The sequence below is a fragment of the Streptomyces sp. NRRL S-340 genome (assembly GCF_000720185.1).
GTDB lineage: Bacteria > Actinomycetota > Actinomycetes > Streptomycetales > Streptomycetaceae > Streptomyces.
Genome location: NZ_JOIY01000024.1, coordinates 1 through 22,315, shown reverse-complemented (window position 1 = coordinate 22,315; position 22,315 = coordinate 1). Strand labels below are relative to the sequence as shown.

The following is a 22,315-nucleotide window of genomic DNA, read 5'->3' as shown; positions in this document are numbered from 1 at the left end:
CGTCGTCGTCCTGCGCGGTGCGGCTACCGCAGCCGGGCCATGAGCGCGTGCTCGACCAGCGTGATCAGCGTCGACTTGGCGTCCGCGCGGTGGCGGGCGTCGGTCGTGATGATCGGGGTGTCCGGGCCGATCTGCAGGGCCTCGCGGACCTCGTCGGGACCGTAGGGCTGGTTGCCGTCGAAGCCGTTGAGGGCGATGACGAACGGCAGCCCGCTGTTCTCGAAGTAGTCGACGGCGGGGAAGCAGTCGGCGAGCCTCCTCGTGTCGACCAGCACGACGGCGCCGATCGCGCCGCGGACCAGGTCGTCCCACATGAACCAGAAGCGGTCCTGGCCGGGCGTGCCGAACAGGTAGAGGATCAGGTCCTGGTCGAGGGTGATGCGGCCGAAGTCCATGGCCACCGTGGTGGTGGTCTTGTCCCCGGTGTGGGTGAGGTCGTCGATGCCCGCCGACGCAGACGTCATGACGGCCTCTGTGCGCAGCGGGTTGATCTCCGAGACGGCGCCGACGAACGTGGTCTTGCCCACGCCGAAGCCGCCCGCCACCACGATCTTCGCGGAGGTGGTGGAGCGACTCTGAGAAACCGGCCCTCCGCTAGAGCTTGCGAAGTCCACTGAGCACCCTTTCGAGCAGTGTCACGTCTGGCTGGCCGCCGGCGTTCTCGTCGCCGCCGGGCTGATGGATGGCGACCAGGCCCGCCTCCGCCAAGTCGGCGACGAGGATCCTGGCCACGCCGAGAGGAATCGTCAGCAGGGCCGAGATCTCGGCCACCGACTTGATCTCGCGGCACAGATGGCAGATCCGCTGATGTTCGGGCAACTGGCCCTGCATCTGGTGCGGTTGCGCGGTGGTGTGCACCAGGGCCTCGATGGCGAGCTGGTACCGGGGCCTGGTGCGGCCGCCCGTCATGGCGTACGGGCGGACCAGTGGGTTGTTCGACGCCGCGGGCGCCGGCTCAGGGGTGCGTCGCTGCGGCTGCACCGGCTGGATGCGCGGCGCCGGCGGCTGGTCGTACGGCGAAGGGCCGGGGCCCTGCGGGGCGTACGGCTGCTGGTGGTAGGGGGAGGGGTAGGCGTACGGGTTCGCCTGGCCGTCGCCGTGGCCCTGCGCGGGGCCGTACGACCAGTTGCCCGAGGACGAACCTCCTGGGTGTGTTGCCACTCTTACTCCTCCTCCGACTGCGCCGGGCACCCAACCGAGTGGAAGCCGCGTCCCGAAACCTTACGGCCCCGGGACGCCGCGACGCACCGTCTGTCTTTCAGTTGAGAAGGCTTCCCTGGAGTTCGGCGCGCAGGTCCGGCGTCAGGACCGTGCCCGCGCGGTCCACCAGAAGGGCCATTTCGTACCCGATGAGACCGATGTCCGCTTCCGGGTGGGCAAGTACGGCGAGGGACGAACCGTCGGAGATGGACATGATGAAGAGGAATCCCCGCTCCATCTCCACAACCGTCTGGTTCACGCTGCCGCCCTCGAAGATGCGCGAGGCACCCGCGGTCAGCGAGGTCAGACCGGAGGCGACGGCCGCGAGCTGGTCGGCACGGTCGCGGGGGAAGCCTTCGGACATCGCCAGAAGGAGTCCGTCGGCGGAGACCACCACGGTGTGGGACACCCCGGGGGTGTTGTCCACGAAGTTGGTGATCAACCAGTTCAGGTTCTGTGCCGCCTGGCTCATCGGGCTCACACTAACGCTCCTGGTTGTAGGTGCTGTCAGGACCACTGTGTTCATTCCTTGTGGCCTGGCCGTTCTTTTCACTTCCTGCGCTGCGCCCCCGCTGTACGCCCTGGCGCAGGTTGCTCAACCTGCCCCGGACGTCCTCGGGAGCGCGGGAGACCTGTGGGCCGCCCTGCGGGGTCGATTCCGCGGTGCCCTCGACCAGGTTGGCCTTGGGCACCCGACGCGGCAGGCCGGAGGAGGTGACCCCGCCCGCCTTGGGCTTCTTGAGCTGCGAGGCCTGCTGCCACCGCTCGTCGTTGGCGGAGCGCCAGCCGCTGTCGCCGTTGCCGCCGGCGGCCGGGTCCGGCGTCTGACGGGGCGCGGGCCCCGTGCCGTTCGCACCGCCGGCGGAGGAGCCGCGGCGCGGCAGGCCGGCGTCGGTCAGCTCGTGACCGGCCGGGGAGGCCGGGTCCGGTCCGTCGAAGCCTACGGCTTCCGCGTCCCGCGCGTCAGCGGCCTGCGCGGATTCCGCTTGCGGAGCGTACTGGTCCGCGTAGTTGTTCGGATAACCGTCCGGCTGCGGCCAGTCGTCCTGGTAGGGCTGGGCCTGGAAACCGGTGTACGCGTCGGCGGCGGCGCCCGCCTGCTCCTGCTGCCCCGGCTCCGCATAGGCGGCGGGATCCGGGTAACCGGCGGCCGTGGCGTACCCGCCGTCCAGCGGCACCCCGCCGTCCGGCGCGTAGTACGTCTGCTCGTACGACGGCTGCCCCTGCGGCTCGTACGCCGTCTGCTGCTGCTCCTCGTAGGCCGTGCGCTGGTCGTAACCGGGCTGCTGCGGCGGGAAGACCGTCCCGCCGGTGTCGTACGGCTGCTGCTGTCCCGTGTCGTAGGCCTGCTGCTGCCCGGCGCCGTACGGCTGCTGCTGCTGTCCGGTGTCGTACGCCTGCCGGTGGCCGGTGGCGTCGTCGGCGTGGGCGGACGCCCCGGGGGCGGCCGGCTGGTCCGGCGTCTGGGCCTCCAGGGTCGCCCGGCGCTCCTCGCGCTTGAGGGAGCGGCCGACCGGGTCCAGGTCCCGGATGTCGTCGGGCACCTCGCCGTAGCGGCTGTCGTCGAAGCCGAGTTCCGCGGCCGTACGCATCGGCGGGACCTGGCTGCGGCCGAAGTCCTCGCCCTGGAACTGCTGCTCGGGGATGATCTGCGGCACGGTGAACTCGTCGCCGCCCGTGCCCTGTTCGCCGCCGCCGCCGTGCGTGATGGCGTCGGGCAGCATGACCAGGGAGGTGGTTCCGGCCTGCTCGCCGGAGGGGCGCAGCTGGACCCGGATGCCGTGCCGGTCGGCGAGGCGGCCGACCACGAACAGGCCCATGCGCTGGGAGATCGCGACGTCCACGGTGGGCGGGTTGGCCAGCTTGTGGTTGATGTCCGCGAAGTCCTCGGCGGTAAGGCCGATGCCCTTGTCGTGGATCTCGACCATGACCCGGCCGTCCGGCAGCCGGGTCGCGGTGACGCGGACCTTGGTCTGCGGCGAGGAGAACGTGGTGGCGTTCTCCAGCAGCTCGGCCAGCAGGTGCACGAGGTCGGTGACGGCCCGGCCGTGGATCTCCGCCTCCGGGACACCGGACAGCTCGATGCGCTCGTACTGCTCCACCTCGGAGGAGGCGGCGCGCAGCACGTCGACCAGCGGGACCGGCTGGTCCCAGCGGCGGCCGGGCTCCTCGCCCGCGAGGACCAGGAGGTTCTCGCCGTTGCGGCGCATACGGGTGGCCAGGTGGTCCAGACGGAAGAGGTTCTCCAGCTGGTCCGGGTCGGCCTCGTTGTTCTCCAGGTCGGTGATCAGGGTCAGCTGGCCCTCGATCAGCGACTGGTTGCGGCGCGAGAGGTTGGTGAAGATGGCGTTGATGTTGCCCCGCAGCAGGGCCTGCTCGGCGGCGAGCCGGACGGCCTCGCGGTGCACCTGGTCGAAGGCGCGGGCGACCTCGCCGATCTCGTCGGTCGAGGTGATCGGGATCGGCGCGACCCGGGTGTCGACCCGGCCGGGGTCGGTGCGGGAGAGCTGGTCGACCAGCATCGGCAGGCGCTGCTCGGCGATGCCGAAGGCGGCGTTGCGCAGCCGGCGCATGGAGCGGCTCATCTGGCGGGCCACCAGGCCGGCCAGGAGGAAGGCGGCGAGCAGGGCGACGACGACGACGGCACCGGTGATGAACGTCGACTGCTTGGCGTCGTCGGCGATGCCGGCGGCCTCGTTCACCGCGGTGTCGGCCATGTCCGACTCGATCTTGCGGTAGGCATCGAACTTGAGGGTGTTGACGGCCCACCAGTTCTGCGCGGTGACACCCTTGGCGGCCAGCGCCTGGCGGGTGGCGGGACCGGTGTCCTTCAGCGTGGCGAGCGCCGTGACCATCTTCTGCGGGTCGGACGGCGGGGGCACGTAGCCGGGCTCCTTGCCCTTGGCGTCCTGCGCCATCTCGGCGGCCCTGGCCTGGATGTCCTTCTTCTGCGCGTCCAGCTTGTCCGCGTCCGCCTGGGTGCCGCCGCCGAGGTACTCCTCGACGGCGATGTTCTCCAGGTAGGCGTAGGAGGACAGGGCGATGCGCTGGCTGGCCAGGTTGCCGTCGTCCGGACCCGGCTTGATCAGCAGGTGCATGCCGATCGAGCGTTCCAGCGACAGGGCCGCCTTGGTCAGGGAGATGGCGTAGACCGTGCGGCCGTAGGAGGTGATGTTGCCGGTGCCCAGGCCCAGCTCGTTGGCGAACTCCATCAGCGGGTGCGCGACCTGGACGTAGCCCTCCTCGGTCCGCACGCCGTTCAGCTTGGAGGTGTACGCGGCGGCGCGCAGCGACCGCAGCTGCGGCTCGGTCTGCCGGAACAGCTTCAGCCGGCGCTCCACGCCGGCCTTGTGCGGCATGTTCTCGGCGGCCTTGTCGAAGGCGTCGGCGGCCTGGTCGGTGAGGTGCCGGGCCTGGGCGACGGCGGAGTCGTTCGCACCCTTGCCCTGGAGCAGGGGAGCGGCGCTGGTGTCGCGCTCGTTGTAGAGGGCGTTGGCGTAGGTCAGCGAGGCCCGTACCAGGCGTGCGGTGTTCTCGGCGTCCTGGGCGTCCTGCCAGGTGTCGATGGAACTCTTGACCTGGAAACCGCCCATGACGAGGCCGACCAGCACGGGTATGAGCAGGATCGCGTTCAGCCGGGTGGGCACCCGCCAGTTGCGCGGGGAGAGGCGCCCGCCGCTCGGCGGGGGAGTGTCGGCAGGCTCCGAACCGGGCACGTGTGCCGGCGCCGCGCCGCGCTGCGGCGGGGTGAAGTTGCCCCGTGCCGACGGCTCGGGGCCGCTCTTGCTTCGCCTCACTCGACCAACAACCTCTCGGCGGTCGGCACCCAACTGTTGTGCCGCAGTGTCTCAGAGCCCCGTCCGGCGCGGACGGACATCAGGACCGGAGGGAACCGGGGCACCGATGAGTACGTCTTCGACCATGGGGCAGTTCAGGCATTCCAGCACGCCGACATGCGCTCTTCCAAACAGTGGAAACCACCGATTCGAAGTGATGTAAGTCCCAGATAAAACGGTCATAAAGAGCGAGCCGCGTCAAATGGCGGGATGCTCATGTGCGCAGCGAGACCACATGTGTGCGACGCGTGGCGGTGCCACCCGATTCCTCTGCCGAAACGTTATGAACACCGGGGCCGGCCGTGTCCAAGGACACAGCCGGCTCCGGTGCGTCTACGGCAACTGCCGTACAGCCCTGCCGACTTGGGCGCTATGCGAAATGTGTCCTGGTGTTACCTCAGCCGGGCCATGAGCGCGTGCTCGACGAGCGTGATCAGCGCCGACTTGGCGTCCGTGCGGTGCCGGGCGTCGGTGGTGATGATCGGTGCGTCGGGCCCGATCTGCAGCGCCTCGCGGACCTCGTCCGGTGTGTACGGCTGCTGGCCGTCGAAGCCGTTGAGGGCGATGACGAACGGCAGCCCGCTGTTCTCGAAGTAGTCGACCGCGGGGAAGCAGTCGGCCAGGCGCCGGGTGTCCACGAGCACCACCGCGCCGATCGCACCGCGCACCAGGTCGTCCCACATGAACCAGAACCGGTCCTGGCCGGGCGTGCCGAACAGGTACAGGATCAGGTCCTGGTCGAGCGTGATGCGGCCGAAGTCCATGGCCACGGTCGTGGTGGTCTTGTCCCCGGTGTGCGTGAGGTCGTCGATGCCCGCCGAGGCGGACGTCATCACGGCCTCTGTGCGCAGCGGGTTGATCTCCGAGACGGCACCGACGAAGGTCGTCTTGCCGACGCCGAAACCACCCGCCACCACGATCTTCGCGGAGGTGGTGGCCCGGCCCCCGTCAGAGCTTGCGAAGTCCACTGAGCACCCTTTCGAGCAGCGTCACATCCGGTGCGCCGCCGTTGTTCTCGTCGCCGCCCGGCTGGTGGATGGCCACCAGACCGGCCTCGGCCAGGTCCGCGACGAGGATCCGCGCCACACCCAGCGGCATCGCCAGGAGCGCCGACACCTCGGCGACGGATTTCACCTCGCGGCACAGATGGCAGATCCGCTGGTGCTCCGGGAGCAGTCCCATCAGCGCTGCCGGGTCGGCCGTGGTGCTGATCAGCGCCTCGATGGCGAGCTGGTAGCGCGGCCGGGTCCGGCCGCCGGTCATCGCGTACGGACGAACCAGCGGCTGGTCGCCCTCGTCCCCGTACGGCTCGGCGTACGGATCATGATGGGCGGTGGGCGGGGTCATGAATCCTCCGGGCGGGACAGCAAGTCGGTCGGGCAAGCCGTCGGACGGGCCGGTGGGGGGATTGTGGCGGCCGGACGGTGATTTGGTGACGCGGGTGGTGCCGGGGCCGGTCAGTGGAGCAGACTGCCCTGTAGTTCGGCGCGCAGGTCAGGCGTGAGGACGGCCCCCGCGCGGTCGACGAGCAGCGCCATCTCGTAGCCGACGAGGCCGATGTCGCACTCAGGGTGGGCCAGTACCGCGAGGGACGACCCGTCCGAGATGGACATCAGGAACAGAAAGCCGCGCTCCATCTCCACGACCGTCTGCGCCACGTTGCCGCCCTCGAAGATCCGGGACGCCCCGGCGGTCAACGAGGTGAGGCCGGACGCGACGGCGGCGAGCTGGTCGGCGCGGTCACGCGGGAAGCCTTCGGACATCGCCAGAAGAAGTCCGTCCGCGGACACCACGACGGTGTGGGACACCCCGGGGGTGTTGTCCACGAAGTTGGTGATCAACCAGTTGAGGTTCTGTGCCGCCTGGCTCATCGGGCTCAACTAACGCTCCTGCTGGTGAGTGGGGCTCGGGAAGCTGCCCGTCTGGCCGGTACCGGCCTGACGACCCTGTGCGATGCCCCGACGGAGATTGGTCAGCCGGCCGCGTACCTCATCGGGCGAACGCGAGACCTGCGGACCGTTCTGGTGCTGTTGCTGCTGAGCCGTGCCCGGGACGAGGTTCGCCCTGGGCACCCGGCGCGGCAGGCCGGAGGTGGTGACGCCGCCCGCGGCCGGCTGCCGTACGCGTTCTGCCTGCCGGACGAGTTCGTCGTTCGGCGAGCTGCGCCAGGCGGAGGTTGCGGGACGCTGGGGGGCGGAAGGTGCCTGCGGGGCCGCGGGCGCCTGCGGGGCCTGCGGCTGCGGGGGCTGGGCGCCCGCCTGCTGCTGTTCACCGCGGAACCAGTTGGTCTCCAGGGTGTCGTACAGCGGCGTGCGGCCGTCGCCCGGGCCCGAGGCCGGCGGCAGCGCCCACTCGTCGCCCTGACCGCGCTGCTCGTCGGGCCGCTGCTGCTGCGGGGCCGGCGGGCGCGGGGCGCCGAAGTCGGCCGGGCCGGACGGCTGGGGACGCTCGAACTGGCCCGTGGCCGACGGGTCCTGACGGCCCGGCAGCGAGGGCCGGCCCGCACCGTCCTGACCGGTCTGGGGGAACTGGCCCGTGGAGCCGTTGTCGTAGCCCTGGGGGGCGGCGAACTGGCCGGTGGAGCCGTTGTCGTAGCCCTGCGGGGTGGCGAACTGACCGGTGGAGCCGTTGTCGTAGCCCTGTGGGGCCGGGAACTGCCCGGTGGAGCCGTTGTCGTAGCTCTGTGCGGCGGGGAACTGGCCGGTGGAGCCGCTGTCGTAGCCCTGCGGGGCGGCGAACTGGCCCGTGTCCGACGGGTTGCCCGGTGCCGCGCCCGGCGCGTTGTGCTGCCCGGGGTTGTGCGGGGCGGGCGCAGCCTGGCCGAAGATGTCCGAGCGGACGAACGAACCCGTGTTCTGCCCGGCGTCCCCCGTCGGGGCCGGGAACTGCCCGGTGGACTGCGGGTCGTTCGCCTGCGGGCGCCGCGCGTCGAAACCGGACCGGGCGAAGCCCGCCGGGTCGGCCGCCGCGCCGGGAGCCCGACGGCCGTCCGGCCCGGGGAGCACCGGCATCTCGGCCGTGGCACCCGGACCCTGGTGGTCCTCGATGCGCGGCATCCGGGAGGTCTGCGCCTGCTCCACCTCGTCGTGGCCGCGGGGGGTGTCGAGAGCGGCCGGACCTGCCGCGTTCTCGTTGCCCCAACTCGGCGTCCGCGGCTGCGGGTTGCCGCCCGGCAGCTCCGCGCGCGGACCACCGCGCGACGGCAGCTGCGGCTGCCTGCCCTGCTCGCCGCCCTCGGCCCGCCGCGGGGGCAGCCCGCCGCGCCCGCCGCCGAAGACGTCCGTCCGGCCGCCGTCGGCGAAGCCCTGCTGTTCACCGGTGCGCCGGCCGTCGCCGGAACCGGGACGCCCCTCGCCCTGCCGGCCGTCGCCGAAGCCCTGGGGACCGCCGGAGCCCGCACGGCCGCCGCCCGGCTGCTGGCCCTCGCCGAAGGCCTGCCGTCCGTCGCCGAAGCCCTGGGGGGCGCCGGGGCCCGCGGCCTGCGGACCCTGCGGCCCGCCCGGCGCGCGGCCGCCGAAGCCGGCACCCGCCGGTTCCGGACGGCCCTGCTGGGGACGGCCCTGCTGCGGCAGGCCCGGACCCTGCGGCCCGCGCGCTCCGCCCGGACCGGCGGGACCGCCCGGACGGCCGCCCGTGCCGGGCAGCGCGGCCCGCGGACCCTGGCCGGCACCGACCTGGCCGCGCTGGGCACCAGGACCGAGCCGGCCCGCGCCGCCCGCCGGCGCGCCCGCGCCGAGGGCCGGACCGCCCTGCTGGCCGTTCTGGCGCCGCGCCGCCGCCGCGCCCGCCGCGGCGGCCGCTGCCGCCGGGCCGCCCGCGGACGGGCCGCCGGGCTTGCCGGGGGCCGGCTTCTTGCCGCCCTGGGCGACGTCCACCGGCAGCATGACCAGCGCCGTCGTGCCGCCGGAGTCCGACGGACGCAGCTGGATGCGGATGCCGTGCCGCTGGGAGAGCCGGCCGACCACGAAGAGGCCCATGCGGCGGGAGACGGAGACGTCCACGGTGGGCGGCGAGGCGAGCCGCTCGTTGATCGCGGCGAGGTCCTCGGGGGAGAGGCCGATGCCGGTGTCGTGGATCTCGATCAGGACGCGGCCGTCGGGCAGCGCGTGACCGGTGACCTTGACCTTGGTCTGCGGCGAGGAGAACGAGGTCGCGTTCTCCAGCAGCTCGGCGAGCAGGTGCACGAGGTCGTTGACGACGCGGCCGGCGACCTCGGTGGTCGGCACGGAGGCCAGCTCGATGCGCTCGTACTGCTCCACCTCGGAGGCGGCGGCGCGCAGCACGTCGACCAGCGGGACCGGACGGGTCCAGCGCCGGCCCGGCTCCTCGCCCGCGAGGACGAGGAGGTTCTCGCCGTTACGGCGCATACGGGTGGCGAGGTGGTCGAGCTTGAACAGCGAGGACAGCTGGTCCGGGTCGGCCTCGCGGGACTCCAGCTCGGAGATGAGCGAGAGCTGGCGCTGGATCAGGCCCTGGGAGCGGCGCGAGAGGTTGGTGAACATCGCGTTGACGTTGCCCCGCAGCAGGGCCTGCTCGGCGGCGAGGCGGACCGCCTCGCGGTGCACCTCGTCGAAGGCCGCGGCCACCTGGCCGATCTCGTCCCGGGAGTGCACACCGACCGACTCCACGGACGTGTCGACGTCCTGCGGGTCGGACTCGGACAGCTGCTTGACCAGCTCGGGCAGACGGTCCTGGGCGACCTTGGTCGCGGTGTCCTGGAGCCGGCGCAGCGAGCGGATCATGGAGCGGGCCACGACGAAGGCGCCGACCAGCGACACACCGAGGACGAGGAGGATCAGCGCACCGGAGATGATGGCGTCGCGCTCGGTGGCGCTGCGCAGCTCACGGGCCTTCTGTTCCATCTCCTCGAGCAGCGTGTGCTCGATCTTCTTCATCTGCTCGATCTTCGTCGAGCTGTCGTCCACCCAGTCGCGGTAGGAGCGCTTGGTCTGCTGGTCCAGACCGCTGCTGCTGTCCAGGGCGCGCTTGGCGTAGGTGTCCGCCGACTGGATGGTCGGGTTGCCCTCCTCCATGGGCTTGATCAGCTCTTCCGCGCCGTCGCCGTAGATGTTGCGGAAGCTGTTGATCTCGGAGGTCTGGCTGTCGAGCGCCGACTGCGCGTACAGCCGGTCGTTCTCGGAGAGGTTGGCCGCGGAGGTGTTGTTGGCGGGCAGCGCGGCGGCGATGACGGCACGCTGGATGGAGGCGTACTCCTTGGCGGAGGAGAACGCGGACAGCGCGCGGGTGCGCTGGATCATCTCCGGGTTGCTGGTCGCCTCGGCCATGTCCTGGGAGAGGCTGAGCAGCTCGGTGATGAGCCGGTGGTAGGCCTCGACGGTCTGGGTCGAGTTCTTCTCGTGCGCGTACGCCGTCTTGCGGATGCTGCCGAGGTGGTTCAGCTCGCTGGCGAGGCCGACGAGCGTCTCGCGGACACCCTGGAGGTTGCCGCCCTTGCTGGCGCTGTCGATCTCCTCGGAGGCGGCGAGGAAGTTCTCCGTGGCCCGGTCGGTCTTGTCCCGGAAGCCCTTGACGGTGATCGCGCTCGCGCTGGAGGGGTGCGACAGCGGGCCGGCGGACTGGTCGCGCTCCTCCTGGAGCGCGGCGGCCAGCTCGGTGGCCTGCTTGGTCATGTCCGTCAGCAGCTTCATGTTGTCGAGCTGCTGGATGTCGTCCAGGTTCTGGTTGATGCGCAGCGCACCGAGGGTGGTGGCCGCGATCACGGGGAGCGCGAGCAGCGACACCAGGCGGGTGGAGATGCGCCAGTTGCGCAGGGCCACGCGGGAGCCGGGGCCGACGGGGGCCGGGCTCTTGGCGGGCTTGGCCGCCGGGGCCGCTGCCGGCTTCGCCGAGGCCGAAGGGGCTGCGCCGCCAGAGCGCGCGGCGCCGTCGCCGGACGGGGCGGGGCCCTGGTTCTGGGCGTGCTGGGGCGAGGAACTGACGGCCTTGGGGCCAGTCCCGCCGTGCGGCTCCGGCTCCGCCGAAGCGCTGCCATCCCTCTTGAAACGTCCCTGCACTAGCGTCGCAACCTCTGGACCAGGCGCCTTTCCACGCGAGCGGAAAGGCGGTGTCGGCGTCGTGGGAAGCGCCCTGAAAACGCTCCCCGGTGGTCGTGAGTGACCGGCGCTGGTTCCCCCTTCTCGCCGCCCACTCGGCGCTGCGTTGCGCCCCCTGCGCGCCGGCTCGATCCCGCGGCGGTCCGTGGCATTCCAGCACAGTGCAGGATCTCCAACAAGGCATGTGGGCCAGCCTGTGACCTCTGTGACAGCGCGTGAGGAGCGGGTTACGAGATGTGGAAAGTGACCTCCCCCATACCGGACATATCTCTACGAGCCGATGAGCCGTCACAGGTGTCCCAGTCGCCATGATCGGGAGCGGAATGACGGCTTCAGGTGGTTAATGTCCGTTTTATCGGGGCGAACCTCGGCCAGGAATTGTCCGGATTGTCGAGGGTGCCGTGAGCAAACTCACATGGAGATCACGGTCTCTTCACGTCTTCGGCCGGGAATTGCACGTTTAGCCTGACGCTTTACATAAGGCGTGCAACTGCCCACCCGCGCCCGCGCAGGGGTCCCGAGGCCCTCCGGGCGCCTGTACACGACAAGGTCTGCCACCACCGTGAAGACGACGATGATGTTCCGCACCATAGCCAACCCCCGGCGCACCACGCTGGCGCACCTGGAGGACGCCGAAGCGCTGCAGACGCCTCAGCTGCCGGAACACCCCGTCTCCCTGCCCGCCCAGACGGCCAACCCGCGGCGCACCGTCCTCATGGAGATCCCGGTCGCGGCCACGGCCGCCGAATAAACGGTCACGGCCGCCGGATGACCGCCCACGGCCGCGGAACAGCCGTCCGCCGCCACGGCCGCCGGGCAGACCGCCCCCGCCCGGGCGGCCCCCGGGCGAAGCGGCGCCGCCGCCGGAGAGCCACCGCGGGACAGGGGCGCCCCCTCACGAAGGGGCGCCCCTTCGTCATGTACGCCCCTGCCGCACCGCGATGCGCGAGGCGCGGGCCGCCCGCCGCGTTAGCCTGGAGCGTCAGACTCCAGCCAGCTCAGTCAAGGGGCCAAGCAACCCGTGCGCATCGCCAGGTTCTCCATCGACGGGAACGTCGCCTTCGGCGCGGTCGAGGGCGACCAGCCGGACCAGCTCGTCCTCGACATCATCAAGGGCATCCCGTTCGCGGACTTCGAGCTCTCCGGCACCAAGGTGCCGCTGAGCAAGGTGCGGCTGCTGCCGCCGGTGCTGCCCAACAAGGTCGTCGCCTTCGGTCGCAACTACGCCGAGCACGCCCGCGAACTCGGCAACGAGGTGCCCGACGCCCCGTTCGCCTTCTTCAAGCCCTCCACCTCGGTGATCGGCCCCGGCGACCCGATCCAGTACCCCTCCTTCACCGAGGAACTGCACCACGAGGCCGAGCTGGCCGTCGTCATCGGCCGCATGTGCCGCGAGGTCCCGCGCGACCGCGTCAAGGACGTGGTCTTCGGCTACACCTGCGCCAACGACATCACCGCCCGCGACGTCCAGCGGCGCGAGAAGCAGTGGGCCCGGGCCAAGGGCTTCGACAGCTCCTGCCCGCTCGGCCCCTGGGTGGAGACGGACCTCGACCTCGCCGCCGCGGCCGACCTGACCATCCAGCTCACCGTCAACGGCGAGCAGCGGCAACTGGGCCGCACCAGCGAGATGATCCACCCCATCGAGGATCTGATCGTCAACATCTCCGAGGCCATGACGCTGCTCCCCGGCGACGTGATCCTCACGGGCACCCCGGCAGGGGTCGGCCCCCTCAGCGTCGGCGACGAGGTCGCCGTCACCATCGAAGGCATCGGCACTCTCACCAACAAGGTTGTCAAGCGTGGCTAGCGCATCCGGCTCCCCCGTACGCGTCCGTTTCTGCCCCTCGCCCACCGGTAACCCCCACGTGGGCCTGGTCCGCACCGCCCTGTTCAACTGGGCCTTCGCGCGCCACCACCAGGGCACCCTGGTCTTCCGCATCGAGGACACCGACGCGGCCCGCGACTCCGAGGAGTCGTACCAGCAGCTGCTGGATTCGATGCGCTGGCTGGGCTTCGACTGGGACGAGGGCCCCGAGGTCGGCGGCCCGCACGCGCCCTACCGCCAGTCGCAGCGCATGGACCTGTACAAGGACGTCGCCCAGAAGCTCCTGGACGCCGGCCACGCCTACCGCTGCTACTGCTCCCAGGAGGAGCTGGACAGCCGCCGCGAGGCCGCCCGCGCCGCCGGCAAGCCGTCCGGCTACGACGGCCACTGCCGCGAGCTGAGCGCCGAGCAGGTCAGGCAGTACGAGGCCGAGGGCCGCGCCCCGATCGTCCGCTTCCGCATGCCCGACGAGACGATCACCTTCGACGACCTGGTGCGCGGCGAGATCACCTACCTCCCCGAGAACGTCCCGGACTACGGCATCGTCCGCGCCAACGGCGCCCCGCTGTACACGCTCGTCAACCCGGTCGACGACGCCCTCATGGAGATCACCCACGTCCTGCGCGGCGAGGACCTGCTCTCCTCCACCCCGCGCCAGATCGCCCTCTACAAGGCGCTGATCGAGCTGGGCGTCGCCAAGGAGATCCCCGCCTTCGGCCACCTGCCCTACGTCATGGGCGAGGGCAACAAGAAGCTCTCCAAGCGCGACCCGCAGTCCTCGCTCAACCTGTACCGCGAGCGCGGTTTCCTGCCCGAGGGCCTGCTCAACTACCTCTCCCTGCTGGGCTGGTCGCTCTCCGCCGACCAGGACGTCTTCTCGGTCGAGGAGATGGTCGCGGCCTTCGACATCAAGGACGTGAACCCCAACCCGGCCCGCTTCGACCTCAAGAAGTGCGAGGCGATCAACGCCGACCACATCCGCCTGCTCGACGTGAAGGACTTCACCGAGCGCTGCGCGCCCTGGCTGACGGCCCCCTTCGCCCCCTGGGCGCCCGAGGACTTCGACCAGGCCAAGTGGCAGGCCATCGCTCCGCACGCGCAGACCCGCCTGAAGGTGCTCTCCGAGATCACCGACAACGTCGACTTCCTCTTCCTGCCCGAGCCGGTCTTCGACGAGGCGAGCTGGGCGAAGGCGATGAAGGAGGGCAGCGACGCGCTCCTGCGCACGGCCCGCGAGAAGCTCCGGGCGGCCGACTGGACGTCCCCGGACTCCCTGAAGGAGGCCGTCCTGGCCGCAGGTGAGGCGCACGGCCTCAAGCTCGGCAAGGCGCAGGCGCCGGTCCGCGTCGCCGTCACCGGCCGCACGGTCGGCCTGCCGCTCTTCGAGTCCCTGGAGGTCCTGGGCCAGGAGAAGACGCTGGCCAGGATCGACGCGGCACTGGCGAGGCTCGCGGCCTAGGTCCTGGCGTCACCTTCCCGTCGTCGCCCGCAGGGCGGCCCTGCGGCGGCGTCCGGTGCGTGCTCCCGGTGCGCCGGGCGGAAGTCCTCGTACTGGGCGTGCCCGGGCTCTCGTCCGGTGCGGCGGGAGGGTGTGCCAGGCGTCGCGGGCAGGCGGGAATCCGACGACAGGGCCCGGCGGGCCCCGGCACGAGCAAGGGGCGGCACCCGGACCTCCGGGCGCCGCCGCTTCGCCGTCCCGGCGGACGCGGGCGCGCCGCCCTTGCCCGTTCCGGCGGACGCGGGCGGCCCCCCGGCGTTACCGTCGGATCATGAGCATTCGCGCGGTGGTCTGGGACGTGGACGACACCCTCTTCGACTACACGAGCGCGGACCGCGCGGGCATGCGCGCCCACCTGGTGGCCGAGGGCCTGCTCGCCGGGTACGGCTCCGCGGAGGAGGCCCTGGTGCGGTGGCGGGAGATCACCGACCGGCAGTGGGCCCGCTTCGCCGCCGGCGAGGTCGACTTCGTCACACAGCGGCGCGACCGCACCCGCGTCTTCCTGGGCCTGGACCTCACGGACGCCGAGGCCGACGCCTGGTTCGACCGGTACGTGGCGCACTACGAGGCCGCCTGGGCGCTCTTCCCGGACGTGCTGCCCGTCCTCGACGCCCTGGCCGCGAGCCACCGGCACGCGGTGCTGTCCAACTCCAGCCTCGTCGTCCAGGACCGCAAACTGCGCGCCCTCGGCGTGCGCGACCGTTTCGAGGCCGTCCTGTGCGCCGCCGAGCTGGGCGTCTCCAAGCCCGAGGCCGGCGCCTTCCTCGCGGCCTGCGACGTCCTGCGCCTGCCCCCGCACGAGGTGGCGTACGTCGGTGACCACCCGGAGATCGACGGACGCGGAGCCGCCGACGCCGGGTTGCTGTCGGTGTGGATCGACCGCGGCGGGTCCCGTGTGACGCTCGACCCGCCCGCCGGACCGCGCCGGATCGCGTCCCTCTCCGAACTGCCCGCGCTGCTCGGCGCCGATACTCGTTTTGGAGCCCCGTCCACCTTCAGGTAATGTTCTTCCTGCGCCGCGGGGAGCGGGCCGGAAGGCCGGAAACCCGAGGGCGCAGTACTAGAACAAAAACCCCGTAGGGGCTTGCGTTCCAGTGGCCTATGGTGTAATTGGCAGCACGACTGATTCTGGTTCAGTTAGTCTTGGTTCGAGTCCAGGTAGGCCAGCTCGCAGACGCTTCAGTCTGCACCAGCGGATCTCATCCGCAAAGCCCCCGTTGTGTAGCGGCCTAGCACGCTGCCCTCTCAAGGCAGTAGCGCCGGTTCGAATCCGGTCGGGGGTACAGATCCTTCCCGCGAGGACAGCCAGGGTAGCTCCCACTGACTTCGATGCAGGATCGCTAGGGCCCCCGTTGTGTAGCGGCCTAGCACGCCGCCCTCTCAAGGCGGTAGCGCCGGTTCGAATCCGGTCGGGGGTACTGACTGGTCTAAACCATCATTGGTCTATGGTGTAATTGGCAGCACGACTGATTCTGGTTCAGTTAGTCTTGGTTCGAGTCCAGGTAGACCAGCTCGGACCTGCGGCGGTGCAGTATTGAACGCTTGCAGTGTCCACGCCCCCGTTGTGTAGCGGCCTAGCACGCCGCCCTCTCAAGGCGGTAGCGCCGGTTCGAATCCGGTCGGGGGTACAAGACGCGAGAAGGGCCCTCCCTCGGGAGGGCCCTTCGGCGTGTCCGGACCCGGATCACCTGCCGTCGAACCGGCGGCGCGACTCCTCGGACTCCGCCAGCCGGCGCAGGCTGAGCAGCACCGGCTCGTACAGCACGGTCAGCGCCACCGCCGCCTCGACCTGCTCGTCGGGCGTCCCGTACCGCTCCACCAGGTCCAAGTCGGTGGCCGCGATCCGCTCCATCGCCCGGGCGTAGGGCTCCAAGTCGTCGGTGGCGCAGGGGTAGCCGAGCCGGGAGAGCGTGGTGATCGCGGTGACCAGCATCGCGTACGCCGGTGCGGGCGGCGCCCCGCCGTCCGTCTCGCCGTACGACGACCAGCCCATCCGCCGCAGGAGTTCGCCCGCGGTCCGCCGGGCCGCCCCGGTGGCCGGGTCGCTCTCGTCGGGCGCCGGGCCGTGCGGCAGGGCCCACACGGCGGTGCCGAGGCGCTGGTTGCGGTCCAGGTCCTCGTCCGCCAGCGCGGCGAGCACCTCGCGCGCCGATTTCACGGGGATCCGCCCCACCTGGATCAGGGCACGCACCAGCCGCAGGCGTCGCAGGTGCTCCTCGTCGTACTCCGCCTCCGTGGCCGTGACCCGGCGGCCGGGGTGCAGCAGCCCTTCCCGCAGGTAGTACTTGATCGTCGCCCGGGACACCCCGCTGCGTGCGCTCAGCTCCGCCAGTCGCATTCCGTGCCGTGGCCTTTCCCGCTTGCCTCGTTCGTTGGAGAGTGGCACGATCCAATCATGGATAGCGCGGCTATCCAGTAGGTCGGCCGAGGGGAGAGGGGAATCGCTCATGAGCGACAAGCCGATCGAGGGGCGGATGACCGCGGCGAGCGGGAGCGGGGTGGTGGTCTTCCTCATCGGGATGAGGATCAACGACTTCACCGCAGTGCGCAGTTGGTGGCCGGTGGCCCGGGCCATGGCTCCGATGATCCGGGAACTGAAGGAGGACGAGAACAGCGGACTGCTCGGCGTGAAGACCCTGCTGGCCGGGCCGCGGGAGACGTACCTGGTGCAGTACTGGGAGTCGAAGGAGAAGCTCCTCGCCTACGCCGCCGCCCCCGACCGCAGTCACCGTCCCGCCTGGGCCGCCTTCAACCACAGGCTGCGCGAGGGCAGGGGCAAGGTCGGCTTCTGGCACGAGACGTACGTCGTCCCGGCCGGCTCGCACGAGGCCGTCTACGTCAACATGCCCCCGTACGGCCTGGCCCGGGCCACGGAGGTCGTCCCGGTGGGCCGCAAGGGAGAACGGGCGGGGGAGCGCCTGCGGATGGCGTGAGGCGGGCCGCAAGAGGGGGGGGGCGGCGCCGGGCGGAACGGTGACGGTCGGCCGGGGGAGCCGTGGCCGGTCCCGACGGCTGCGCGGAGTGAGGGGGAGTCATGGCCGGCCCCGACGGCGGGGCCGCCGGGGATCTCACCGGTGCGGCACGGCGGACCTCATCGCCGGGACGGCTCGGGCGGTGCTGCGGCTCTGCCGGAGCACCGCCTGCCGGTCACCACGCCGGACACACTGGCCACGCAGGCCACCACAGCCACGTCTGCCCCCGCTGCCGCGGGAAGGCGGCGGCGGGGGCAGACCGGGCTCGGGCCGGGAGGGGTGGACGGGGCAAGGAACGTACGGCGTCCGCAGAAGTGCCGGCCGCGGCGTCGGGGCCGGCCCTTGCGTGCGGACGCGGGGCGGACGGGGTCAGCCGGAGCGGCGCAGCGCCTCGGAGAGGCGGGCGGCGGCGTCGATGACGGCCTGGGCGTGCATCCGGCCGGGGTGGCGCGACAGGCGCTCGATGGGGCCGGAGACGGACACGGCGGCCACCACGCGGTTCGACGGGCCGCGCACCGGCGCGGAGACGGACGCGACGCCCGGCTCGCGCTCACCGATCGACTGGGCCCAGCCCCGGCGCCGCACGCCCGACAGGGCCGTCGCCGTGAAGCGGGCCCCCTGCAGGCCGCGGTGCAGCCGCTCCGGCTCCTCCCAGGCCATCAGCACCTGGGCCGACGAACCCGCCTTCATGGTGAGCGTCGAACCGACCGGGACCGTGTCCCGCAGGCCGGACAGCCGCTCCGCCGCCGCCACGCAGATGCGCATCTCGCCCTGGCGGCGGTAGAGCTGCGCGCTCTCGCCCGTGACGTCACGGAGGTGGGTGAGCACCGGACCGGCCGTGGCGAGGAGACGGTCCTCACCCGCCGCGGCGGCCAGTTCCGCGAGGCGGGGGCCGAGAATGAAACGGCCCTGCATGTCGCGCGCGACCATGCGGTGGTGCTCCAGGGCCACGGCCAGCCGGTGGGCCGTGGGTCGTGCCAGTCCGGTCGCCGCGACCAGACCCGCGAGGGTGGCCGGACCGGACTCCAGGGCGCTCAGGACAAGGGCTGCCTTGTCCAGGACGCCGACGCCGCTACTGTTGTCCATGAAACGATACTCGCGTCTCACTCTGTGAAACGCAAGTTCAATTTTCCGTGGAACGCGCCACCCTGGAAGACACAGCGGCCCGTGGACCGGCGGGCCCGGCGGCGGCTGCCCTTGAGGGGGGACGCGGGTGCCGCCACCCCAAGATCTAGTTGGGCCGGCGCCCCGTGCGTCCGGCCGGAGGGAAAGCGATGGGTAGGACACTCGCGGAGAAGGTCTGGGACGACCACGTCGTCCGGCGCGCCGAGGGCGAGCCCGACCTCCTCTTCATCGATCTGCACCTGCTGCACGAGGTGACCAGCCCCCAGGCCTTCGACGGCCTCCGCAAGAGCGGGCGCGGCGTGCGCCGGCTCGACCTGACCATCGCCACCGAGGACCACAACACCCCCACCCTCGACATCGACAAGCCCATCGCGGACCCGGTCTCCCGCGCCCAGCTGGAGACGCTGCGCAAGAACTGCGCCGACTTCGGTGTCCGCCTGCACCCGCTGGGCGACGTCGAGCAGGGCGTCGTGCACGTGGTCGGCCCCCAGCTGGGCCTGACCCAGCCCGGCACCACCGTCGTCTGCGGCGACTCGCACACCTCCACGCACGGCGCGTTCGGCGCGCTGGCGTTCGGCATCGGAACGTCCCAGGTCGAGCACGTGCTGGCCACCCAGACGCTGCCGCTGGCCCGCCCGAAGACCATGGCGATCACCGTCGACGGCGAACTGCCCGAGGGCGTCACCGCCAAGGACCTGATCCTGGCGATCATCGCGAAGATCGGCACCGGGGGCGGCCAGGGCTACATCCTGGAGTACCGCGGCTCCGCCATCGAGAAGCTCTCGATGGAGGCCCGGATGACCATCTGCAACATGTCGATCGAGGCCGGCGCCCGCGCGGGCATGATCGCCCCCGACGAGACGACCTTCGCCTACCTGAAGGGCCGCCCGCACGCCCCCGAGGGCGAGGACTGGGACGCGGCGGTCGCGTACTGGAAGACGCTGCGCACGGACGACGACGCCGAGTTCGACGCCGAGGTGGTCATCGACGCCGCCGAGCTGTCCCCGTTCGTCACCTGGGGCACCAACCCCGGCCAGGGCGCACCGCTTTCGGCGCGGGTCCCCGACCCGGCTTCGTACGAAGACGCCTCGGAGCGGCTGGCCGCCGAAAAGGCCCTGGAGTACATGGGGTTGGACGCCGGTCAGCCGCTGCGCTCCATCAAGGTGGACACCGTCTTCGTAGGCTCTTGCACCAACGGCCGCATCGAGGACCTGCGCGCCGCCGCCGGCATCGTGCGGGGCCGCAAAGTCGCCGAGGGCGTACGCATGCTGGTCGTGCCGGGTTCTGCCCGGGTGGGCCTCCAGGCCGTCTCCGAAGGTCTGGACGTGGTCTTCAAGGAGGCCGGCGCCGAGTGGCGGCACGCGGGCTGTTCCATGTGCCTGGGCATGAACCCGGACCAGCTGGCCCCGGGCGAGCGCTCCGCCTCCACCTCCAACCGCAACTTCGAGGGCAGGCAGGGCAAGGGCGGCCGTACGCACCTGGTGTCGCCGCAGGTCGCCGCCGCGACCGCGGTCCTCGGTCACCTGGCCTCCCCGGCCGACCTGTCCGACGCCGACGTCCCCACGCCCGCTGGAGTCTGATCAGTCATGGAAGCATTCACCACGCACACCGGCCGGGCCGTCCCGCTGCGCCGCAGCAACGTCGACACCGACCAGATCATCCCCGCCCACTGGCTCAAGAAGGTCACCCGGGACGGCTTCGAGGACGGGCTGTTCGAGGCCTGGCGCAAGGACCCCGAGTTCGTGCTCAACCGCCCCGAGCGGCAGGGCGCCACCGTCCTGGTCGCCGGCCCCGACTTCGGCACCGGGTCCTCCCGCGAGCACGCCGTCTGGGCGCTGCAGAACTACGGCTTCAAGACCGTGATCTCCTCCCGCTTCGCCGACATCTTCCGGGGCAACTCGCTGAAGAACGGCCTGCTCACGGTGGTCCTGGAGCAGCAGACCGTGGACGCGCTGTGGGAGCTGACCGAGAAGGACCCGACTGCCGAGATCACGGTGGACCTCCAGGCGCGTGAGGTGCGCGCCGAGGGGATCACCGCCTCCTTCGAGCTGGACGAGAACTCCCGCTGGCGGCTGCTGAACGGCCTGGACGACATCTCGATCACCCTGCAGAACGAGGACGAGATCGCCGCCTACGAGGCGAAGCGTCCTTCCTTCAAGCCGCGGACCCTCCCGGTCTGACCTGGACGTCGAGTTTCGGCCACGCCGGACGCCGCTGTACCCCCGATCGCCACGATCGGGGGTACAGCCGTTTCCGGGCCCTCCCCTTTCGGCGCGCCGCCGTGCCACGCGCCAACTTCCCACGTTAGGACGGTTGTTGCCGGGGTACGTGAGGGCCGTGTCCTCGGTCGGCGAGCGGGCCGGAAACCCCGCCGACGGCGGCAGTTGCCCCCTGCGCAGGCGACAACTCGCCCCAGATGGCACAATCTGTGCATGGACAACGACGGCCAACTCGAGCTCTATACGGCGGTCGCGGCCCAACTCAAGGAAGCGCACCGAAGGGTGCGCGCACTGCAAGTCCCGGAGGGCGTACGGATGGCGCTGACCCGGAAGCTGCTGGTCATTACGGCCGCGGCCAAGCACGATCTCGCCGGTGCGACCAGGCGTCTGGAGCGGTTCACCGCGGACCTCGACGAGGGCCGAATCCCCGGCGGGGAAGGCTGAACAGCCCGAGACCGCCGAGTCCGTTGCGGCACAAGGGTGATTAGCCCGTTTCGTGTTTGATTTGCGGTATATATCTGCCTAACGTGCGAAAAAGCTTGAACACTTTCGTTCCGGCCAGGTCTCCGAAGGGGAAGACGTGAACAAGGCGCAGCTCGTAGAAGCGATTGCCGACAAGATGGGTGGCCGGCAGCAGGCCGCCGACGCCGTCGACGCGGTACTGGACGCCATCGTCCGCGCGGTCGTCGCGGGAGACCGGGTCTCGGTCACCGGCTTCGGGTCCTTCGAGAAGGTGGACCGCCCCGCCCGCTACGCCCGCAACCCGCAGACGGGTGAGCGGGTGCGGGTCAAGAAGACCTCCGTTCCCCGCTTCCGGGCCGGTCAGGGCTTCAAGGACCTGGTGAGCGGCTCGAAGAAGCTGCCGAAGAACGACATCGCGGTGAAGAAGGCCCCCAAGGGCAGCCTGTCCGGGCCGCCCGCCACCATCGCCAAGGCGGTGGGCAAGAAGGCCGCCGCCAAGAAGACGACGGGCGCCGCGAAGAAGGCCGCCGCCAAGAAGACCACGGCGGCGGGTGCCGCGAAGAAGACCACCGCCAAGAAGACGACGGCCGCGGCGAAGAAGGCGACGCCCGCCGCCAAGAAGACCACCGCGGCGGGTGCCGCGAAGAAGACCGCGGCCAAGAAGGCCCCGGCCAAGAAGGCGACGGCGAAGAAGGCCCCGGCCAAGAAGTCGACCGCCCGCAAGACCGCCGCCAAGAAGACCGCCCGCAGCAAGTAGGCGACCGGGTACTCACGCGCCGGGCCGGACTCCCGAGGGAGCCCGGCCCGCGGCATGTGCGGCGGCCGTTCGCCCGCTCACGGAGGCCCGGCCGCGTCCGGCGAGGTCAGAAGGTCTGCAGCGTCACCAGCGTGATCCGCAGGCCGCTGCCCTCACCCTCGGTCTCGATCCGCACCCGCTGGCCCGGGCGCAGCAGCCGCAGACCCCCCGCGTCGAACGCCCCGGCGTCGAAGGGCACCGGCGTGCCGTCGTCCAGGAGCACCTGTCCGCTGCGGCTCTCGGCGTCGTACGTGTATGCGGTGGCCTGCATGACGGCAGCCTACTGCCCCCTCCGGAGCCCGCCCGCCCCTGCCCGCCCGCCCCTGCCC

General features: G+C 71.3%; 20 protein-coding genes and 5 tRNA genes. 14 read left to right on the top strand and 11 right to left on the bottom strand.

The features are described from left to right. Positions 1-23: 23 nt before the first annotated feature. The 8 genes from IG64_RS19635 to IG64_RS19600 all read right to left on the bottom strand — a co-directional run bounded on the left by IG64_RS19635 (position 24) and on the right by IG64_RS19600 (position 11,050). Positions 24-614, bottom strand: a complete 591-nt coding sequence (locus IG64_RS19635; RefSeq protein ID WP_037858015.1) for a GTP-binding protein — start codon at positions 612-614, stop codon at positions 24-26. Then, positions 595-1,161, bottom strand: coding sequence for a DUF742 domain-containing protein (locus IG64_RS19630; protein ID WP_037858013.1), 567 nt, complete (start codon positions 1,159-1,161; stop codon positions 595-597). Before IG64_RS19630 ends, IG64_RS19635 begins: the two co-directional genes overlap by 20 nt. A gap of 97 nt (positions 1,162-1,258) precedes the next feature. Next, positions 1,259-1,672 (bottom strand): roadblock/LC7 domain-containing protein, encoded by a 414-nt coding sequence (locus tag IG64_RS19625; protein ID WP_004983065.1) that lies wholly within the window; start codon positions 1,670-1,672, stop codon positions 1,259-1,261. A gap of 10 nt (positions 1,673-1,682) precedes the next feature. Next, on the bottom strand, positions 1,683-4,997 hold the full coding sequence (locus tag IG64_RS19620; RefSeq protein WP_037858012.1) for a nitrate- and nitrite sensing domain-containing protein: 3,315 nt from the start codon (positions 4,995-4,997) through the stop codon (positions 1,683-1,685). A gap of 431 nt (positions 4,998-5,428) precedes the next feature. Then, positions 5,429-6,004, bottom strand: a complete 576-nt coding sequence (locus tag IG64_RS19615) for a GTP-binding protein (protein ID WP_037858010.1) — start codon at positions 6,002-6,004, stop codon at positions 5,429-5,431. Continuing rightward, on the bottom strand, positions 5,985-6,383 hold the full coding sequence (locus IG64_RS19610) for a DUF742 domain-containing protein (protein WP_009190816.1): 399 nt from the start codon (positions 6,381-6,383) through the stop codon (positions 5,985-5,987). The genes IG64_RS19615 and IG64_RS19610 overlap by 20 nt, the downstream gene beginning before the upstream one ends. Positions 6,384-6,493: 110 nt before the next feature. Then, positions 6,494-6,907 carry a roadblock/LC7 domain-containing protein gene (locus IG64_RS19605; protein WP_030382516.1) on the bottom strand — a complete coding sequence of 138 codons (414 nt, stop codon included), beginning with the start codon at positions 6,905-6,907 and terminating at the stop codon, positions 6,494-6,496. A gap of 9 nt (positions 6,908-6,916) precedes the next feature. Then, positions 6,917-11,050, bottom strand: a complete 4,134-nt coding sequence (locus IG64_RS19600; RefSeq protein WP_037858005.1) for a nitrate- and nitrite sensing domain-containing protein — start codon at positions 11,048-11,050, stop codon at positions 6,917-6,919. 601 nt (positions 11,051-11,651) lie between these two features. Here IG64_RS19600 and IG64_RS19595 point away from each other — a divergent pair. From IG64_RS19595 to IG64_RS19555, 9 genes are all read left to right on the top strand, one after another. Further along, positions 11,652-11,840 carry a hypothetical protein gene (locus IG64_RS19595; RefSeq protein ID WP_037858003.1) on the top strand — a complete coding sequence of 63 codons (189 nt, stop codon included), beginning with the start codon at positions 11,652-11,654 and terminating at the stop codon, positions 11,838-11,840. Positions 11,841-12,110: 270 nt separating this feature from the next. Continuing rightward, positions 12,111-12,896: a fumarylacetoacetate hydrolase family protein gene (locus tag IG64_RS19590; RefSeq protein ID WP_037858000.1), complete on the top strand. Its 786-nt coding sequence runs from the start codon at positions 12,111-12,113 to the stop codon at positions 12,894-12,896. After that, complete coding sequence (gene gltX, locus IG64_RS19585) at positions 12,889-14,373, top strand: glutamate--tRNA ligase (RefSeq protein ID WP_078884102.1); 1,485 nt, start codon at positions 12,889-12,891, stop codon at positions 14,371-14,373. Before IG64_RS19590 ends, gltX begins: the two co-directional genes overlap by 8 nt. 310 nt (positions 14,374-14,683) lie before the next feature. Continuing rightward, complete coding sequence (locus IG64_RS19580) at positions 14,684-15,415, top strand: HAD family hydrolase (RefSeq protein ID WP_037857997.1); 732 nt, start codon at positions 14,684-14,686, stop codon at positions 15,413-15,415. Between the two features lie 92 nt (positions 15,416-15,507). Then, positions 15,508-15,579, top strand: a tRNA-Gln gene (locus tag IG64_RS19575). A 43-nt stretch (positions 15,580-15,622) separates the two neighbouring features. Next, positions 15,623-15,695, top strand: a tRNA-Glu gene (locus tag IG64_RS19570). Positions 15,696-15,757: 62 nt separating this feature from the next. After that, positions 15,758-15,830: transfer RNA gene (locus tag IG64_RS19565), tRNA-Glu, on the top strand. A 21-nt stretch (positions 15,831-15,851) separates the two neighbouring features. After that, positions 15,852-15,923 (top strand) — tRNA-Gln (locus tag IG64_RS19560). Positions 15,924-15,967: 44 nt separating this feature from the next. After that, positions 15,968-16,040 (top strand) — tRNA-Glu (locus tag IG64_RS19555). 56 nt (positions 16,041-16,096) lie between these two features. On the opposite strand, the gene IG64_RS19550 is transcribed toward IG64_RS19555, so the two are convergent. Next, positions 16,097-16,750 carry a MerR family transcriptional regulator gene (locus tag IG64_RS19550; RefSeq protein ID WP_037857995.1) on the bottom strand — a complete coding sequence of 218 codons (654 nt, stop codon included), beginning with the start codon at positions 16,748-16,750 and terminating at the stop codon, positions 16,097-16,099. 109 nt (positions 16,751-16,859) lie between these two features. Between IG64_RS19550 and IG64_RS19545 the strand changes: the two genes are divergently transcribed. Next, on the top strand, positions 16,860-17,345 hold the full coding sequence (locus IG64_RS19545) for a DUF4188 domain-containing protein (protein ID WP_199811626.1): 486 nt from the start codon (positions 16,860-16,862) through the stop codon (positions 17,343-17,345). A 408-nt stretch (positions 17,346-17,753) separates the two neighbouring features. On the opposite strand, the gene ndgR is transcribed toward IG64_RS19545, so the two are convergent. After that, positions 17,754-18,470, bottom strand: coding sequence for an IclR family transcriptional regulator NdgR (gene ndgR, locus IG64_RS19540; RefSeq protein WP_037857994.1), 717 nt, complete (start codon positions 18,468-18,470; stop codon positions 17,754-17,756). A 188-nt stretch (positions 18,471-18,658) separates the two neighbouring features. Between ndgR and leuC the strand changes: the two genes are divergently transcribed. The 4 genes from leuC to IG64_RS19520 all read left to right on the top strand — a co-directional run bounded on the left by leuC (position 18,659) and on the right by IG64_RS19520 (position 21,947). Next, a complete protein-coding gene (gene leuC, locus IG64_RS19535) occupies positions 18,659-20,089 on the top strand; it encodes a 3-isopropylmalate dehydratase large subunit (RefSeq protein ID WP_037857990.1) in 1,431 nt (476 codons plus the stop codon). Positions 20,090-20,095: 6 nt separating this feature from the next. Next, the gene (gene leuD, locus IG64_RS19530) at positions 20,096-20,689 is read left to right on the top strand and encodes a 3-isopropylmalate dehydratase small subunit (RefSeq protein WP_037857987.1); all 594 of its coding nucleotides are present in this window, start codon (positions 20,096-20,098) and stop codon (positions 20,687-20,689) included. 252 nt (positions 20,690-20,941) lie between these two features. Further along, positions 20,942-21,172, top strand: a complete 231-nt coding sequence (locus IG64_RS19525) for a hypothetical protein (protein WP_037857985.1) — start codon at positions 20,942-20,944, stop codon at positions 21,170-21,172. 136 nt (positions 21,173-21,308) lie between these two features. Continuing rightward, positions 21,309-21,947 carry an HU family DNA-binding protein gene (locus IG64_RS19520; RefSeq protein WP_037857983.1) on the top strand — a complete coding sequence of 213 codons (639 nt, stop codon included), beginning with the start codon at positions 21,309-21,311 and terminating at the stop codon, positions 21,945-21,947. Between the two features lie 106 nt (positions 21,948-22,053). On the opposite strand, the gene IG64_RS19515 is transcribed toward IG64_RS19520, so the two are convergent. After that, positions 22,054-22,257, bottom strand: a complete 204-nt coding sequence (locus IG64_RS19515; protein WP_037857982.1) for a hypothetical protein — start codon at positions 22,255-22,257, stop codon at positions 22,054-22,056. Positions 22,258-22,315 lie beyond the last annotated feature (58 nt).